The organism is Paenibacillus sp. FSL R7-0273 (assembly GCF_000758625.1).
In the GTDB taxonomy this organism is placed as follows: domain Bacteria; phylum Bacillota; class Bacilli; order Paenibacillales; family Paenibacillaceae; genus Paenibacillus_AQ.
In genome coordinates, this window is record NZ_CP009283.1 from 674,000 (window position 1) to 689,206 (window position 15,207).

Below are 15,207 nucleotides of genomic sequence, written 5' to 3' on the forward strand. Positions count from 1 at the left end.
GCAAGTCTTGCAATCTCACAGCTCTACGACAGCGGAACCTCTGCCTTACGGTAGCTCTCGACAGCGTCATCCAGCTTGTAGCCGTTCTCCTTCAGCAGCTTCATGAAGCCGTCAAGCTTATCCAGGAAGGGGCTTGTGCCGGTATTCTTGGTGAGAATACTGCTGTAGGCCTTCTGTGCCTCCAGATCCATCTCCAGACTGTCATAATGGAAAAGCGGAGTATTGTTCTGGCCGTAGAAGGTGTCAGATTCATACATCCTGTACAGCTGCTTAACTGCACCTGTACGGTTGGATTTCGGATGGCTCTTAACAAAATGCTCCTGGCTTAGTGCTCTGGCGGCCACCTCGGACCAGCCGATAACCAGCCCGTTATCCTTTGAGGAAGGGAGAGCGGATTCTGTAGCCATAATGGTAATGTAGTCATGGATATCGCTTGTAACGTAGAGCTTATATTTGCGATAGGCCGCATAATCAATCACCGGGAAAAAGGAGCCCTCTGCGGTCTCCAGCTTATACCCGCTATCCCCGGCGCTCTTAAGCAGGGTGCGCAGGCTGCTGTCATCCGTGCTTGCGGCAAGCTTGGCCATGCTGGCTCCGGCTGTGTATATGGAGCCGAGCTTGCGCTGTACTGTGCTGTTATCAAATTTGCTCTCCCAAACCTTAAGCCCGGCCTTGTGCACATTCTCCAGCTTCAGCACGAGAACAGTAGCCTGATAAGAGGTAACCGCATAGATATTGCTGTTCAAATAGCTTATAGCCTGAGGCAGCCTGCCGGAGTCAGTAAGCAGCGGCAATGCGGCTGTATAGACCGCCTGGGCGTGGCTGGTGCCTGTGCTTGAGGTGACAGCCTTGACAGCTCCTGCAGCAGCATCGCCAGCAGTGCCTTCGGCTTGAGCGGAATTAGCAGCAGACAGGCCGAGTATGAGGGCCAGTGCAGTCAGTAGAATGCTATGCTTCTTCATGGAAGTTTCCCCCTGTAGAGTGCGAAATGGAATAAGAAATCTAGGATCGGAAGAATATAAGCTTCAGTCCAAGCCCGCCGGCTGCGCCTAAAGCCAGGCTAACCCAGGGGGAGACTGTAATGACCGGAAACAGATTATCCAGGAAAACACCTGCGAATATAACAACAACAGCTACAGCGATATATATGCCGAGTGCCTTTATATCAAAGGTTTTGGGCTTTGGCGCATCATTCTCGGACAGGGACGACATCCAGCGCACTAGCAGCTCTATCAGTACAATCGAGCCCAGTCCCACTACAATCAATGTAAAAACACTCACCTTACTGAACAGCTCCGCAGACCCGCCGCTCCATTTCATAATCAGTCCGCCTATTGCAAGCACGGAGAACATTAAGGTCAGGGCGGTCCAGGCAATCATAGAATAGTAGTTCAGTCTGCTTCGTTCCTTCCGTGCAGGAGTGCTGCCCATAACCTCCCTGAAATAATCCTCAGGATCTTCTCCGAAGATCTGCTTGGCATTTCTGCCTTTACTCTGGCCCTCCAGCAGCAGTGCAGCCGCCTCCAGCAGCAGCTCCTCCGCCTGGACCCGCTCTACACGGCTTGCCCGCATAGCCAGAATCATATCCTCAAAGTAAGAACGGTTAAAGGGTATCATCTGCTCGCGCAGGGCGTTATTTTCCTTCATCATAGCTTTAACTTTCATGGCCGAATTATAAACCTCCAGGGTAGGGTGTAAACGCAAAAGCCTTCAACCTAGAGTATACGTTTGCCCGGCTGCTGTGTGCAAGGACAACCCGCCTGCAGCATGAATAATCTATTTTGGAAGAGTGAACACTAATCTTGTGATTAGCTTCACATACACGGCAGTAGGAAGGGGCAGGTAGCGTTATGGACAATGAGAACAAAAAACAGGCAGGGGCATTCAGCGGTGACGGCTTCGCGCCTGCAGAGAACAGCGGAGTCGGCGATTGGGGAGGCTCTGACGGCTACAGTCTCTGGGACGCGGCAGGCCAGGAGACTGTGACCGGCTTCGAGGACTGGGGTGGCCGCCAGGAGACTCACGATATGTTTCACAACAGCTACGACTGAACAGTCGGAGCAGGTATGGTTCATTTGCCTCTTGTGCTCCGGTGGAGCGGAAGGGGCTTTTTTTGCCGGGTGATGCCGGATGTAGTGTAATCTTGTCTGCCGGCCGCATTAATGTAATACTGTTGACAAAGAGAATGTTAAAAGTATAATAAAGATATTAATCATACTAAGTTAATCGGAATAATATTATATTGAGCCAGTGTTATTTTTAGAGGAGGATACGGCAATGGAGCGGAATATCGTAATCCGGCATGAACAGGAAGAGCTTACTGCGAGCATACATTATCCATCACGGGACAAGGGAGCTACCGGACGCTGCAAGGACAGGGTACCGCTGGCCGTTATCTGCCACGGGTTCGTGGGCAACCGGATCGGTGTTGACCGGATTTTTGTTAAGGCTGCGCGTGAGCTGGCCAAGGACGGATACATGGTCATCCGCTTCGATTATGCCGGGTGCGGTGAGAGCAGCGGGAATTACGGCAGCCAGGACATTGAGTCGCTGATTGCCCAGACCCGGGCAGTGCTGGACTACGGTATCAGCTCCGCAGATATCGATCCGCAGCGCGTTACGCTGATCGGTCACAGCCTGGGCGGGGCAGTAGCCCTCCTGACGGCTGTCCGGGACCGCCGGGTGAAGAACCTGGTGCTGTGGGCTGCAGTCGGCTACCCGTTCAATGACATTGTGAAGATTGTGGGCAGGGATGCGTACGACCGCTCCGTTAAAGAAGGAGCTGCCGATTATGCAGGCTATTCCTTTACTCCGGTCTATTTCAATTCCCTGGCGGCATTCCAGCCGTTCCAGGAGGCCGGCAAATTCAGCGGGGATGTGCTGGTTATCCACGGAACCTCGGATGAGATCATTCCTGTAGACTATGCCTTCCTCTACCAGAAGCTGTTCTGGACCCGGCCGGAGGGGCGCTGCGATAAGGAGATTATTTTCCAGGCGGATCATACCTTCTCATCCGGTCCGGCCCAGGAGCAGGTGCTGAAGCGGACCAAGGAATGGATGAATCAGCAGGAGCATCTGCAGCAGGAGTGGCAGAACTGGATGATCTAGCGTGCGGCTCGCATTCCCTGACGATAAGCGTTAAAATAAAGGGGCAGACCATATACTGGGTTATGGAGGTAGGCTCCTATGAATTTACCGGCCTTTTTTATCGCACACGGCTCTCCGCTCCTTGCACTTGAGGATAACGAATATACCCGCTTTCTGGAGCGCCTGGGCCAGGATCTGGGGAAGCCCCGGGGCATCGTTGTCTTCTCTGCACATTGGGACAGTCCCGAGCAGCTGATTACGGTAGATGCACAGCATGAAGCGCAGCATGATTTCTACGGATTTCCGGAAGAGATGTATTCGCTGGCCTATCCGGCCCCCGGTGATCCTGCACTCAGCAGCCGGATTTCGGAGCTGCTTACTAAAGGAAACCTTCCGCATCAGCCCGTTCTGGGCAGAGGTCTGGATCATGGGATATGGGTTATCCTCAGCAAAATGTTCCCGCAGGCCGACATTCCGGTTGTAGCCTTATCTGTTGATTCTCTGCGCTCCCCAAAGGAACAGTATGCCATCGGACAGATGCTGGCTCCGCTGCGTGAGGAAGGGATTCTGCTGCTGGGCAGCGGCGGACTTGTGCATAATCTGCGGATGCTGAAGCAGGACGACCAGCCTGAGCCGTGGGCGCTGGAATTCGACGCCTGGCTGGCTGAGGGCCTTCAGGAGTGGAATCTGCCCGCGCTGTTCGCCTATGAGAAGCAGGCGCCGCATGTGCGTGCCGCCGTTCCATCCTATGGCAAGGAGCACTTTGTTCCGCTATTCTACATCATGGGAACAGCTGATGCAGGCAGACAGGCGCAGCTGATGATTCAGGCCTACCAGTACGGCACACTCAGCCTGAATTGCTGGATGTTCGATTAGCCTTAATAAAATAAGCGGAGGATATGGCCGATAAAGAGGCTGTATCCTTTTTTTGTCGCCTGCTTCAAGACAAAGGGGATAGGGCTATGCTTAAATAGAGGAAGCGATTCCAAAATCCCCCTGCTCAAACCTTAAGGAGGAACAACAGAAATGATGATAAACCGCAATTATCCCCGGTTGCTCACCGGGCTTATGCTTGCTTCGATGCTGCTATCTGCCTGCGGCGGAGGTAATGCAGCGCCGGAGGCGGCTCCGACGCCAGCGGCCTCGGCAACGCCGTTGCCAAGTGCACTGCCGGAGGCTTCGCCGACTACAGCTCCTCCGGTGCAGCAGGTCTCCGGCCTGACGGGTCTGCCGGTGCAGGAGGGCAGCCTGACGCGTCCGCTGGCAGTCATGATCAACAATGCGCCCGCGGCCCGGCCGCAGTCCGGCATCAGCGAGGCGGATGTGCTCTATGAGGTGCTGGCAGAGGGCGGAATTACGCGGCTGGTCGGTATTTTCCAGAGCCATACCGGCGTGGTCAAAATCGGTCCGATCCGCAGCATCCGCCCCTACCTGATTGACCTCGGGGAGAGCTTCGGCGGGATAACGGTGCATGCCGGAGGCAGCCCCGCAGCCTATGCCATTCTCCAGCGGCAGAAGAAGGCGGATATGGACGAGATCGGCAATGCCGGAGCCTATTTCTGGCGCGATAAGGAGCGGAAGGCGCCGCATAACCTGTACAGCAATGCAGCCAAGCTGCTGGAGGGGGCTGACAAGCTGGGCTATTCGGGCAGCTTCGAGGTTCCGTCCTACGTGTTCACCGACCCGGACTACCTTCCTACAGAGGGACAGGCAGCTGTGAGCCTGGATATTCATTTTCTGCTGCAGAGCTATAAGGTAGGCTATAACTACAGCACTGAGCGCCGGACCTACGCACGCTTAGTCAACGGTAAACCGCATCTGGATCTGAACAATAATAATCCGGTGGAAGCGGCTAATATTATGGTAATTGGGGCAGACCATAAGGTGTTGGATGATGTCGGCCGCCTGCAGATCGATGTCGAGCTGGGGGGAGAGGCACTGCTGTTCCAGCGCGGAACCGTCATTTCAGGCAAGTGGGCGCGGAAGCCGGATGATATGATCCGTTTTGTGAAACAGGATGGAACCGAGGCCTTGATGTACCCGGGAATCACCCATGTCCTGATCGTGCCGAACAGCCCGTCTTTTGCAAGTCATATAGAATATACGGCATCAGCAACCCCGCAATGAATGTGAACGAAAAATGTCGGTTCGGAGAAATGTCATCTAAGTTCGAGCAAAATGTTAATATAACGTAAAAAGTTCGCTTTTTTTTCTTCTATCCCCAGTTCGGATATGATAAGATAACAAAGGTTGTCATTCATTTTCATGCTGCTTACATTTCGGATGGCATTCCAGACTCTCACGGCAATATTATGTAAAGGGGTTTAAAGGAATGAAGTTGAAAAAGAAGGATATTTTCTTTGAGACATTGGAAAATATGGCGGATACGATCGTTCAGTCAGCTGATTACTTCGCTCAGAATATCAGTAATCTCCGGGAAAATATCGATACGTTTGCTTCGGTGATGAAGAAGTACGAATCCCAGTGCGATACTTACACGCACACTGTCATTAAGGAGCTGAACAAGACGTTCATCACTCCGCTCGAACGCGATGACATTATGGATTTGATCACCAGCATGGATGATGTCATGGACGGTCTTGAGGCCTCTGCTTCACGTTTCTATATGTACAACCTGCTGGATGCTGATGAATATATCGTGCAATTTGCCGAAATTCTCCGCCAGTCTGCCTATGAGATTCAAAAAGCGGTTCATTTACTTTCCCAGAAGAAGCTGCTGGCGATCCGCGAATATACAATCCGCCTGAACGACCTGGAGAACCAGGGTGATGAAGTGCTGCGGATCTGCACCAAACATCTCTTTGAAACGGTCAAGGACCCTATTGAGCTGATCAAGCGCAAAGAGCTCTACGAACGGCTGGAAACGACCACGGATAAATGCGAGGACGTAGCCAACATGCTGGAATCGATCATCATGCGCAACTCATAAGGGGCTCTAAGATATGGAAACATCATTATTCATGCTGGGTTTTGTAATCTTTCTTGCACTGGCCTTTGATTTCATCAACGGCTTCCATGATACAGCGAATGCAATCGCCACTTCCGTCTCGACCCGTGCGCTTAAACCGCGTACCGCTATCATCCTTGCAGCCGTCATGAACTTTGTCGGGGCGCTGATGTTTACAGGGGTAGCCAAAAAAATCGGCGGAAGCATTACCGATCCAACCCTGCTGGATAACGGGATCAATATAGTAGCTGCGACTCTGATTGCGGCCATTATCTGGAACCTGGTCACCTGGTGGTTCGGGATTCCATCCTCCTCCTCACATGCCCTGATCGGCGCTTTGGCCGGCGCGGTGTATGTCGGAGCAGGCTCCGACCACATCAAGTGGGAGGGCTTTATTGAGATTGTAGAGGGGCTTATTTTCTCCCCGCTGATCGCTTTTGTGATCGGTTATATTGTAATGACGATCCTGAAATGGATCTTTGCCAAGCGCAGTCCGCATACCGTCAACAAAGGCTTCCGCTCGATGCAGGTCATAACGGCTGCACTGCAGTCCTTTACGCACGGTACGAACGATGCCCAGAAAGCGATGGGGATTATTACCTTCGCGCTCGTGACCTCGGGACGCCTGGATACGATGGAGGTTCCGCTGTGGGTTAAGATTGCAGCTGCAACGTCCATGGCCCTTGGTACCTCGATCGGCGGCTGGAAGATCATCAAGACAATGGGTACGAAGATTTTCAAGATCGAGCCGATCAACGGCTTCGCAGCGGACATGTCTGCCGCATCCGTTATTTTTACCGCTACCCTGCTGCACCTGCCGGTCAGCTCGACGCATGCCATTACCTCGGCGATTCTCGGCGTAGGTTCGGCCAAGCGTTTCTCCGCGGTGAAATGGGGAGTTGCCGGACGGATCATCGTTACCTGGTTTATTACCATTCCGATCAGTGCAGTGCTGGCCGGACTGATCTGTAAGCTTTTCTTCTAATAAAGACGGTGCTGAAGATGTCATGGAGGCCACGAACGGCTGCTGACATCTTTTTTTATTGCCCGGAAACATACATATGCAGAGTACAGCAGAAGACACCGTGAGGTGTCTTTTTCGCGTTACAAGAGCAAAGGTCACAAAAAGTTACATTAAATCGATAAAAAACATTAATTGGGGCAAAAAGAAAATGAAATATCTCACTTTCAGAAAATAAAATGACATGAAATTTTACAATTAATCGTAGGATATTGTAGGATTCGCTAGTCGGCGCAGTAAGGTGTGTTCTAAGTGTTACCATAGCTGACAGTGAACGGCTTGGGATTGTATAACTAACTATAAGCAGCTTGCAAAGGAGGACTGTCGTTGATTGATTTTCATCAGGTAGAGAAGCATTACGGGCATTTCCATGTGCTGAAAAATATTGACCTGCATGTCAGAGAAGGGGAAGTGGTTGTTGTGGTTGGCCCTTCCGGCTCCGGTAAAAGCACGATGCTGCGCTGCATCAACCGCCTGGAGAGCATAACCAGCGGCGGGCTGACAGTTGACGGAATAACGGTAAATGAGCGTAAAACAGATATTAACAAGCTGCGCAAAGAGATCGGGATGGTGTTCCAGCATTTCAATCTGTATCCGCACAAAAGGGTGATTGATAACATTACGCTGGCCCCGGTTAAGGTGCTTGGGCTGTCTAAGGAAGAGGCAGAGAAGACTGCCATGTATTATCTGGAGAAGGTCGGAATTGCCGATAAAGCACAGTCGTATCCGAACCAGCTGTCCGGCGGACAGCAGCAGCGTGTCGCTATAGCCCGGGGCCTGGCGATGAAGCCGAAGATTATGCTGTTTGACGAGCCGACCTCGGCGCTTGATCCTGAAATGGTGGGTGAGGTGCTGGATGTTATGCGCAATCTGGCCCGCGAGGGAATGACGATGGTGGTTGTGACGCATGAGATGGGCTTTGCCAAAGAGGTTGCCGACCGGGTGATCTTCATGGATCAGGGACAGATTGTGGAGGAAGCGGCACCTGCGGACTTCTTCGCAAATCCCAAGGAAGAACGGACACGTACGTTTCTCAGCCGTGTATTAAGCCATTAACCAAATATACAGATTATGGGGAGGAAGAGAAATGATTAAGATCAAGAGTGTCAAATGGGTAAGTCTGCTGCTGGTTGCTGCACTGTTCGTAATTGCCGGCTGTGGTAATAACAACTCCGGAAACAGCGCTGCTGCAGGCGGTAATGCTGCCGGGGAAACGACGGATTCGGCGGCGGTTGCCAAAATCAAGGAGCGCGGCAAGCTGCTGGTCGGTGTGAAGTATGATACCAGGCTGTTCGGACTTAAAGACCCTGCCTCCGGCAACGTGGAAGGCTTCGACATTGACATCTCCAAAGCGATTGCCAAGCATATCCTGGGCGATGAAAATGCAATTGAGCTGAAGGAAGTAACGTCCAAGACACGCATCCCGATGCTTAACAACGGTGAGATTGATATGGTCGTTGCTACGATGACGATCACAGAAGATCGCAAGAAGGAAGTGGATTTCTCCGACGTATACTTCCAGGCCGGTCAGTCCCTGCTTGTTAAGAAGGGCAGCCCGATTACCGGACTTGAAAGTGTGACTAAGGATACGAAGATCCTGGGTTCCAAGGGAGCAACTTCGATCAAGAACATCAAAGAAAAGGTTCCGGGCATCACAGTTCTCGAATTCGATAACTATCAGGATGCCTTCGCAGCCCTCAAGGCAGGTCAAGGGGATGCGCTGACAACAGACGATGCGATTCTATACGGTATGGCTTCTCAAGATGAAGGCTATGAGGTTGTAGGCGAACCGTTCACGGATGAGCCTTACGGAATTGCTATACAAAAAGGTAACACTGACGTTGTTCAGGCTGTCAACGATACTTTGACTGAACTGAAGGCGAACGGTGAATACGATGCAATCTATACAAAATGGATCGGTAAAGCTCCAGCGAAATAAGCCTGACAGTATTCTTGTCCTATAAGGAACAGTGAAACGGTACCCGGCCTGTACAGGACGGCTCTGCCGTTTCTTCTTTTAAATAACGCTATTATTTTGCAGGCAAGGGTAGGTGAGAGTGATGGATTTTTCGATTTTGACGGATTATTTCAGCCTGTATCTGGAGGGCTTCTGGGGCACGGTATTATCCAGTGTGCTGGCGCTGATCGGCAGCTTCGTGCTCGGGGCGGTCATCGCCGTCTTCCGCATTACCCCGGTTAAGGCGCTGCGCTGGTTCGGAACGGGTTATGTGGAGTTTGTGCGCAATATTCCGCTGCTGCTTGTCGTGTACATCTTTTATTACGGGCCTTCGACACTCGGCTTCACGCTCGACGGCTTCACGGCCGGAACAATCGGGCTGGCGGTATACACCTCGGCGTTCATCGCTGAAGCGATTCGTGCGGGTATAATGGCTGTCCCTAAAGGGCAGACGGAGGCGGCACGTTCGTCCGGCCTGAGCTATATCCAGACGATGACGAATGTTATTCTGCCTCAGGCCATCAAGCTGGTCATCCCGCCGCTCGGCAACCAGTTTATTAACCTGATCAAGAACTCATCCGTGCTGACGATCGTTGCCGGCTTTGACCTGATGTATTTTGCGGACAGCATTTCCACGGAGACGTACCGCACGTTCGATACTTATATTTTTGTAGCGGTATTCTATCTGGTGCTCACTGTGCCGCTTAGCTACGGCGTACGGGTATGGGAACGCAGATTGCAGCGCAAATACTAGAACGAAGCACCTGAGGAGGGATAGTATGGATTTTGCCGGTGCATTTTCACCCGCTAATTTAGGCTTTTTGATGGACGGCCTGTATATCACGCTGATTGTGGCGTTTGTATCGATTATTCTGAGCTTTATCATCGGCGTTGTGGTCGGTGTGATCCGCTATGCGGAGGTTCCGGTGCTCTCACCGGTCATGTTTTTTCTGGTTGAGCTGATCCGTAATCTGCCGCTGCTGCTCATTATTTTCTTTGTGCGCTTTGCGCTGCCGGAGATCGGAATCAAGATGGGGCTGATTACGGCTGCAATTGCCGCGCTGACCGTATTTGAAGCGGCGATGATTGCCGAGATTGTGCGCGGGGGGCTGGCTGCTGTAGATAAAGGGCAGATTGAAGCCGCACGCTCGTCCGGTTTAAGCAGCTTTCAAACCCTATGGCATATCGTGCTTCCGCAAGGGCTGAGACATATGGTGCCGCCGCTGGTCAGCCAGTTCATTTCCCTGCTCAAGGATACGTCGCTGGCGACGATCGTTGCGCTGCCGGAGCTCATGCATAATGCGAAGATTGTCATGGGCCAGAAGGAGAGCTACACCATTCCTATTTTATTGATGGTAGCCCTGATGTATTTTGTCGTAAATTATCTGCTGTCGCTGATTTCCAGACGGCTGGAGCATAAAACGGTATAATTTCAAGAAAAAGTGTGTCAGGCATATTAAACAAATGCAGGTTATGGTAGTATAGTTGACAACATCATAAGCAGGAGTAGTGTTGATGGGACAATTTATACTCAAAAATAGAGCGGTACAGATTGCTATGGCAGCTTTCGGTACAGCAATAGCCGGAGAATTCAAAATCAATCCGTTTGACGGCGATGTTTTCCGGATTGCAATGGGCAGCAGCGCGTTTCTGCTGTTTTTGCTTTTAATGAGGCGTCTGCCTTATATCACGACCGGGATTGCCACGGGAATTGTGGTGCTGCTGTTCCGTACCGGGATGGATGCTATAGGCAGCAGCGGAGCTTCGGCTACTGAGAGTCTGACCAGTCATTTCTCGGCAATGATCTACTATATTGTCTTCGCCGTGCTGATGAGTCTGATCAAAAGCCGGATCGATACGTTCCATCCGCTCGTGCTGGGCGGTGTTGCGGCGGTGATTGATCTCCTGTCGAATGAACTGGAGCTGCTGACCCGGCTGATCGTGCTGGATTCCGCCTCCTTCCGGCTGAATGAATGGACCTTTCTGATGGCAATTGCCGTGGTCCGCACGTATTTCACGACCGGTGTCTACAGCAGTATTTCTGTCAGCCAGCTGCGGATTAAGCAGCGGGAGCAGAACCGGCGGATGGAGCAGATGATGAGCTTCAGCTCCGGGCTGTATGGCGAAGTCTTTTATCTGAAAAAATCAATCGGTACCCTGGAGCGTGTTACGCTTAGCAGCTACGATCTGTACCGCAGTCTTAAGGCGGAGGAGACGCTGCAGCCGTACAGCCGCCAGGTGCTTGATATTACGCAGCAGATTCATGAAGTGAAGAAGGATTCACAGCGCATTCTGGCAGGGCTGGTGAAGCTGGCCGACCGCGAGGTGACCGGTGATCTGCCGCTGTCCGTGATCATGAAATTTACGATGAAGAGCAATGCCAAGTATGCCGAAATGCTGGGCAAGCACATTCATTTCACCCTGAATATGACCTCAGACTATACTACCGCCAGCTATACTCCCCTGTTGACTCTGCTTGGTAATCTTACAGCTAATGCGGTTGAAGTGATAAAAGGTAACGGCAGCATCACCCTGGATGTGCATGAGGACGGGGAAAATACCGTCTTTGCTGTGGCTGACAGCGGCGGCGGGATTAAGGAGCGTGACCGTGAGCTGCTGTTCGAGCCGGGCTTTACGACCAAGTTCGATCAGGAAGGTGTGGCGGCTACGGGCATCGGACTGTCGCATGTGCAGGATATTGTCCATTTATTTGCGGGACAGATTAGCGTCGAGCCGGTTTCGGAATCAGGCGGGGCCAGGTTTCAAATTACAATACCGACAAGCGGGCTGCGGAAGGAGGAGTAGGGAATGCCGTTATCTTTCTGTATTGTGGATGATGATGCTACTGCCAGAAGAATGCTGCAGCATATCATCGAGGACAGCGGGCTTGGAGAGGTGACCGGTACAGCGGAAGGCGGGCAGGACGGCGTGCGCCTGATTCTGGAGGAGCGTCCTGACATTGTGCTGATGGATCTGCTGATGCCGGACCAGGACGGGATAGAGACGATCAATTCCCTGCAGGCTCAGGGCTGCCGCTCCAAATTCGTCATGATCTCGCAAATCGAGAACGGCGATATGGTCGGGCGCGCCTACCGCAGCGGCATTGAGTTCTTCATCCGCAAGCCGATCAATAAGATTGAGGTCGAATCCGTGCTGCATAAAGTGAACGAGCGTTATGCGATCAACCGCTACCTGGATGAGATCAAGTCAAGCCTCGGTAAGCTGGAGGGGCTGCAGTTCGGACTGGCGCAGGCGGCGGTGAGCAAGCGGACCGTTAAAGAGATTATTCAGCCGATTTTGATGAATATGGGCATGATCTCCGAGGGCGGCAGCCGTGACATCATCCTGATGATGGAGCTGGTGGCGGCCAGAGAGGATAACCGCACGCTACCCCCGCTCAAGGAGCTGTACGAGATGGCTGCGGCCACCTATAAATCCTCGCCGGCAGAGGCCGCCAAGGAAGTAAAGGCGATTGAGCAGCGTCTGCGCCGCGCCCTGTCCGCCGGTCTGACGAACCTGGCCTCGATCGGCCTGACCGATTACGGCAATCCGAAGTTCGAGCACTATGCGCCGCTCTATTTCGACTTCGAGGAGGTCCGGCTGAAGATGAAGGAGATCGAGCTGCGCCGGGATTCCGGTAAGGTGAAGGTCAACATCAAGAAGTTTCTGCAGGTGCTGCATCTGGAGCTGCTGGAGGGGCTTGGGCGGTGAGGCGGGTTACGGCTGAGCGGCTGATTTACGACTCACTGCTGTGCAGAGTGTGCAGGGTGTGCGTTTCATCGGATTAAGTGGAATTTAGATAGTTAATTTGCGGCAGAAGCCCATTATCGGGCGATTAATTGGAAAAAGGTAACTTAATTTCGCCGAAAAAGCGTCCAGAGCAATAAATGTGCCGAATTAACTGACGTTTTTCCAACTAATCATGGTAAACGCCCTGGGATATGCAAATTAAGTAGCGAAAATCGAACTAAATGCCGGCCGGCTAATGGAATTAGGCTGCGTAAGGTACAAGGTGCGCAGCCAGCTGCTCACAGCCGGTTACAACACTAGCGTAGGATGTCATAAAATAACCGCCATAAACCGCTTAACGCGGGCAGGGGGTTATTTTTTTACGCAGAGAAGTCCTTAGCGGTGTGCAATTTGGGCGAAGGCCGCTCCATGCTGTACAATAGTAGGAATAGAGCGCTGCAGCTAGGGAAGCAGGAGTAAACGGAGGTCTCATTCATGATACGTACACTGGCGGTAACCCATGAGGGGGAGGTGCTGACCGGCCTGCCGCTCCAGAGCATGGCTATTTCGGATTATGCCTGGATCTGGGCTGATTTCAACGCGCCGACGGCGGAGGAGACACGGCTGCTGGACAGCTATTTTCACTTCCATCCCCTGGCGATTGAGGACTGTATGCATACCTTGCAGCGGCCCAAGCTGGATTATTATGAGGATGTGCAGTTTTTTGTGCTGCATGCGCTTAAAGAGCAGACGCTGGAGGCGGAAGAGGTGGACCTGTTCCTGAGTCCGAGCTTCCTGGTCTCCTATCACCACCAGCAGAAGCCGGAAATGGACGAGGCCTGGGCGCTGGTGCAGGCGGAAATTCACAGCCGCAAAGGCTGGTCGGGCGGCCCGGTTGCTGCGGCGTATACGGTGATGGACAAGCTGGTTGACCGGTATTTTCCAAGCCTGTACAACCTGGAGGATGAGCTGGCGGATCTTGAGGGCATGGGTGAAAAAGAATCCGTAGAGGAGCTGATGAGCCAGGTCTTCCGGGTGCGCGGACGGCTGCTGAAGCTGCGGCGGACGATTGTGCCGATGCGCGACCTGATGTACCGGATCGTCAACTCGCAGCATGTCCAGAGCAACGGGGAGGAGCGGGTCTATTTCGGCGATATCCATGACCATCTGCTGAAGCTGACCGACATGATCGAGGTGGACCGTGAGATGACCGCCGATCTGCGTGACAGCTATATTTCGCTCAATTCGAACCGGATGAACTCCATTATGAAGACGCTGACGGTCATCACGACCGTATTCATGCCGCTGACGCTGATCGCCGGCATCTACGGGATGAATTTTAACGTAATGCCTGAGCTGGGCTGGAGCTTCGGCTACCCGGTCATTCTGCTGATTATGCTGATGCTTGGAGGTGGCATGATCCTCTGGTTCCGGCGGAGCGGCTGGTTTAAGTAACCTATATGACAAAAGCCAAACGCCACCGCTATGAGCGGCGGCGTTTATTGGAGGAAGGCGAGGACTTCCGGCGGTTTTTGGGTTTGGCCGGGGATTTGCGGCGCTGCTTGGACGGGCGTCTTTTTTTGCGTTTCGGCTGATACATGGCGGCGTCCTCCTCCGCGGCGAACGAGCCGGAGCCCTTCTTTTTGCCGAAGGTGCCCATAACGAGCTTCACCATCGGCGCCATCTGCTGAAAGCCCTCAACGACCTTCTGCACCTTGCCCATGGAGCTGACAATCCCGTCGATCCCGCCCATCCGGTCCACGATGCCCTTAATCTGCTCCAGATTAGCCAGGTTCCCGAGATTGCCGAGATTACCAAGCAGTCCGCCGGCTTTGGGAGCTGCTTCAGCTGCGGCTACCGGTATGGCAAGCGCTGTATCGGCGGCCTCGGCTCCGAATGCCGGCAGCAGGCCGGCTTCAATTGGAGGCGGCGGCTGGACGTAGGGACCGATGCCGGGATAGGCTGAAGGAGCGTATGAACCGGCCAGCGAGCGCCCCTCCCGGCGGGAATGATTATAGTAATGATGAGGCATAACATCACATTCCTTTGTTGTTGGTTTGCTATACTGTATGTCATGGGCGAACATAAGGTATAGACAAACGCCCGGGTTACCGGGATAAGAGCGGAAAAGGGCGGATGCCCACAAGGGGGCGGCGGAAGTGAAGAAACCGTGTCCATGCTTGATTTTCAGAGGTTATGTAGTACTATAGTTAAGGCGGTAAATCCTATCAGATACATATAGAGTAGAATCCAAACCCGACATTTGGTGTACGCCTGGGGTGGACAAATGTCCATCATTTTCGTTCTTTACAGCGTGAAATCGTTAATGCTTGAAAAAACTGCCCCAGTGCAATATAGTAGAGGCAAGATAGTCTTGTTGATTTTACAGCTTTAATGCTTTAAAGCCAGTTTTGGATGATGCTTAATCCGTGAAGATGATGCTGA

The 15,207-nt window shown here is 52.6% G+C and carries 16 protein-coding genes; 13 read left to right on the plus strand and 3 right to left on the minus strand.

Going from position 1 to position 15,207, the window contains the following annotated elements; all coding sequences use genetic code 11:
- Positions 1 to 23 precede the first annotated feature (23 nt).
- Positions 24 to 962 carry a hypothetical protein gene (locus R70723_RS02955; RefSeq protein ID WP_039869652.1) on the minus strand — a complete coding sequence of 313 codons (939 nt, stop codon included), beginning with the start codon at positions 960 to 962 and terminating at the stop codon, positions 24 to 26.
- A 40-nt stretch (positions 963 to 1,002) separates the two neighbouring features.
- Positions 1,003 to 1,665 carry a DUF1129 family protein gene (locus R70723_RS02960; protein WP_039869654.1) on the minus strand — a complete coding sequence of 221 codons (663 nt, stop codon included), beginning with the start codon at positions 1,663 to 1,665 and terminating at the stop codon, positions 1,003 to 1,005.
- A 185-nt stretch (positions 1,666 to 1,850) separates the two neighbouring features.
- On the opposite strand from R70723_RS02960, the gene R70723_RS02965 reads away from it, so the two are divergent.
- The 13 genes from R70723_RS02965 (at position 1,851) to corA (ending at position 14,217) form a co-directional block, all read left to right on the plus strand.
- Positions 1,851 to 2,051, plus strand: coding sequence for a hypothetical protein (locus tag R70723_RS02965; RefSeq protein ID WP_039869656.1), 201 nt, complete (start codon positions 1,851 to 1,853; stop codon positions 2,049 to 2,051).
- 226 nt (positions 2,052 to 2,277) lie between these two features.
- Positions 2,278 to 3,108, plus strand: coding sequence for an alpha/beta hydrolase family protein (locus R70723_RS02970; protein ID WP_039869659.1), 831 nt, complete (start codon positions 2,278 to 2,280; stop codon positions 3,106 to 3,108).
- A gap of 78 nt (positions 3,109 to 3,186) precedes the next feature.
- Entirely contained in the window at positions 3,187 to 3,963 is a 777-nt protein-coding gene (locus R70723_RS02975; protein ID WP_039869662.1) for a DODA-type extradiol aromatic ring-opening family dioxygenase, read from the plus strand.
- 150 nt (positions 3,964 to 4,113) lie between these two features.
- Entirely contained in the window at positions 4,114 to 5,214 is a 1,101-nt protein-coding gene (locus tag R70723_RS02980; protein ID WP_081957170.1) for a DUF3048 domain-containing protein, read from the plus strand.
- Positions 5,215 to 5,419: 205 nt separating this feature from the next.
- Positions 5,420 to 6,037, plus strand: a complete 618-nt coding sequence (locus R70723_RS02985; RefSeq protein WP_039869664.1) for a DUF47 domain-containing protein — start codon at positions 5,420 to 5,422, stop codon at positions 6,035 to 6,037.
- A 13-nt stretch (positions 6,038 to 6,050) separates the two neighbouring features.
- Complete coding sequence (locus R70723_RS02990) at positions 6,051 to 7,040, plus strand: inorganic phosphate transporter (RefSeq protein WP_039869667.1); 990 nt, start codon at positions 6,051 to 6,053, stop codon at positions 7,038 to 7,040.
- Between the two features lie 363 nt (positions 7,041 to 7,403).
- Entirely contained in the window at positions 7,404 to 8,132 is a 729-nt protein-coding gene (locus tag R70723_RS02995; RefSeq protein ID WP_039869668.1) for an amino acid ABC transporter ATP-binding protein, read from the plus strand.
- A gap of 31 nt (positions 8,133 to 8,163) precedes the next feature.
- The gene (locus tag R70723_RS03000) at positions 8,164 to 9,015 is read left to right on the plus strand and encodes a glutamate ABC transporter substrate-binding protein (protein ID WP_039869670.1); all 852 of its coding nucleotides are present in this window, start codon (positions 8,164 to 8,166) and stop codon (positions 9,013 to 9,015) included.
- Between the two features lie 118 nt (positions 9,016 to 9,133).
- Entirely contained in the window at positions 9,134 to 9,787 is a 654-nt protein-coding gene (locus R70723_RS03005; RefSeq protein WP_039869671.1) for an amino acid ABC transporter permease, read from the plus strand.
- 25 nt (positions 9,788 to 9,812) lie between these two features.
- The gene (locus R70723_RS03010) at positions 9,813 to 10,463 is read left to right on the plus strand and encodes an amino acid ABC transporter permease (RefSeq protein WP_039869672.1); all 651 of its coding nucleotides are present in this window, start codon (positions 9,813 to 9,815) and stop codon (positions 10,461 to 10,463) included.
- An 85-nt stretch (positions 10,464 to 10,548) separates the two neighbouring features.
- Entirely contained in the window at positions 10,549 to 11,838 is a 1,290-nt protein-coding gene (locus tag R70723_RS03015; protein ID WP_039869674.1) for a sensor histidine kinase, read from the plus strand.
- A gap of 3 nt (positions 11,839 to 11,841) precedes the next feature.
- On the plus strand, positions 11,842 to 12,744 hold the full coding sequence (locus tag R70723_RS03020; protein WP_039869677.1) for a response regulator: 903 nt from the start codon (positions 11,842 to 11,844) through the stop codon (positions 12,742 to 12,744).
- A 513-nt stretch (positions 12,745 to 13,257) separates the two neighbouring features.
- Positions 13,258 to 14,217: a magnesium/cobalt transporter CorA gene (corA, locus tag R70723_RS03025; RefSeq protein ID WP_039869679.1), complete on the plus strand. Its 960-nt coding sequence runs from the start codon at positions 13,258 to 13,260 to the stop codon at positions 14,215 to 14,217.
- Between the two features lie 28 nt (positions 14,218 to 14,245).
- On the opposite strand, the gene R70723_RS31400 is transcribed toward corA, so the two are convergent.
- Positions 14,246 to 14,794: a hypothetical protein gene (locus tag R70723_RS31400; protein ID WP_047171009.1), complete on the minus strand. Its 549-nt coding sequence runs from the start codon at positions 14,792 to 14,794 to the stop codon at positions 14,246 to 14,248.
- Positions 14,795 to 15,207 lie beyond the last annotated feature (413 nt).

Excerpts from the sequence above, each read along its gene's own strand:
- R70723_RS02990 (WP_039869667.1), top strand. The coding sequence starts at position 6,051 with ATGGAAACATCATTATTCATGCTGGGTTTTGTAATCTTTCTTGCACTG.
- R70723_RS02985 (WP_039869664.1), top strand. The coding sequence starts at position 5,420 with ATGAAGTTGAAAAAGAAGGATATTTTCTTTGAGACATTGGAAAATATG.
- R70723_RS02970 (WP_039869659.1), top strand. The coding sequence starts at position 2,278 with ATGGAGCGGAATATCGTAATCCGGCATGAACAGGAAGAGCTTACTGCG.
- R70723_RS02965 (WP_039869656.1), top strand. The coding sequence starts at position 1,851 with ATGGACAATGAGAACAAAAAACAGGCAGGGGCATTCAGCGGTGACGGC.
- R70723_RS02955 (WP_039869652.1), bottom strand. The coding sequence starts at position 962 with ATGAAGAAGCATAGCATTCTACTGACTGCACTGGCCCTCATACTCGGC.
- R70723_RS02975 (WP_039869662.1), top strand. The coding sequence starts at position 3,187 with ATGAATTTACCGGCCTTTTTTATCGCACACGGCTCTCCGCTCCTTGCA.
- R70723_RS03015 (WP_039869674.1), top strand. The coding sequence starts at position 10,549 with ATGGGACAATTTATACTCAAAAATAGAGCGGTACAGATTGCTATGGCA.
- corA (WP_039869679.1), top strand. The coding sequence starts at position 13,258 with ATGATACGTACACTGGCGGTAACCCATGAGGGGGAGGTGCTGACCGGC.
- R70723_RS31400 (WP_047171009.1), bottom strand. The coding sequence starts at position 14,794 with ATGCCTCATCATTACTATAATCATTCCCGCCGGGAGGGGCGCTCGCTG.
- R70723_RS03020 (WP_039869677.1), top strand. The coding sequence starts at position 11,842 with ATGCCGTTATCTTTCTGTATTGTGGATGATGATGCTACTGCCAGAAGA.
- R70723_RS02960 (WP_039869654.1), bottom strand. The coding sequence starts at position 1,665 with ATGAAAGTTAAAGCTATGATGAAGGAAAATAACGCCCTGCGCGAGCAG.
- R70723_RS03000 (WP_039869670.1), top strand. The coding sequence starts at position 8,164 with ATGATTAAGATCAAGAGTGTCAAATGGGTAAGTCTGCTGCTGGTTGCT.
- R70723_RS03010 (WP_039869672.1), top strand. The coding sequence starts at position 9,813 with ATGGATTTTGCCGGTGCATTTTCACCCGCTAATTTAGGCTTTTTGATG.
- R70723_RS02980 (WP_081957170.1), top strand. The coding sequence starts at position 4,114 with ATGATGATAAACCGCAATTATCCCCGGTTGCTCACCGGGCTTATGCTT.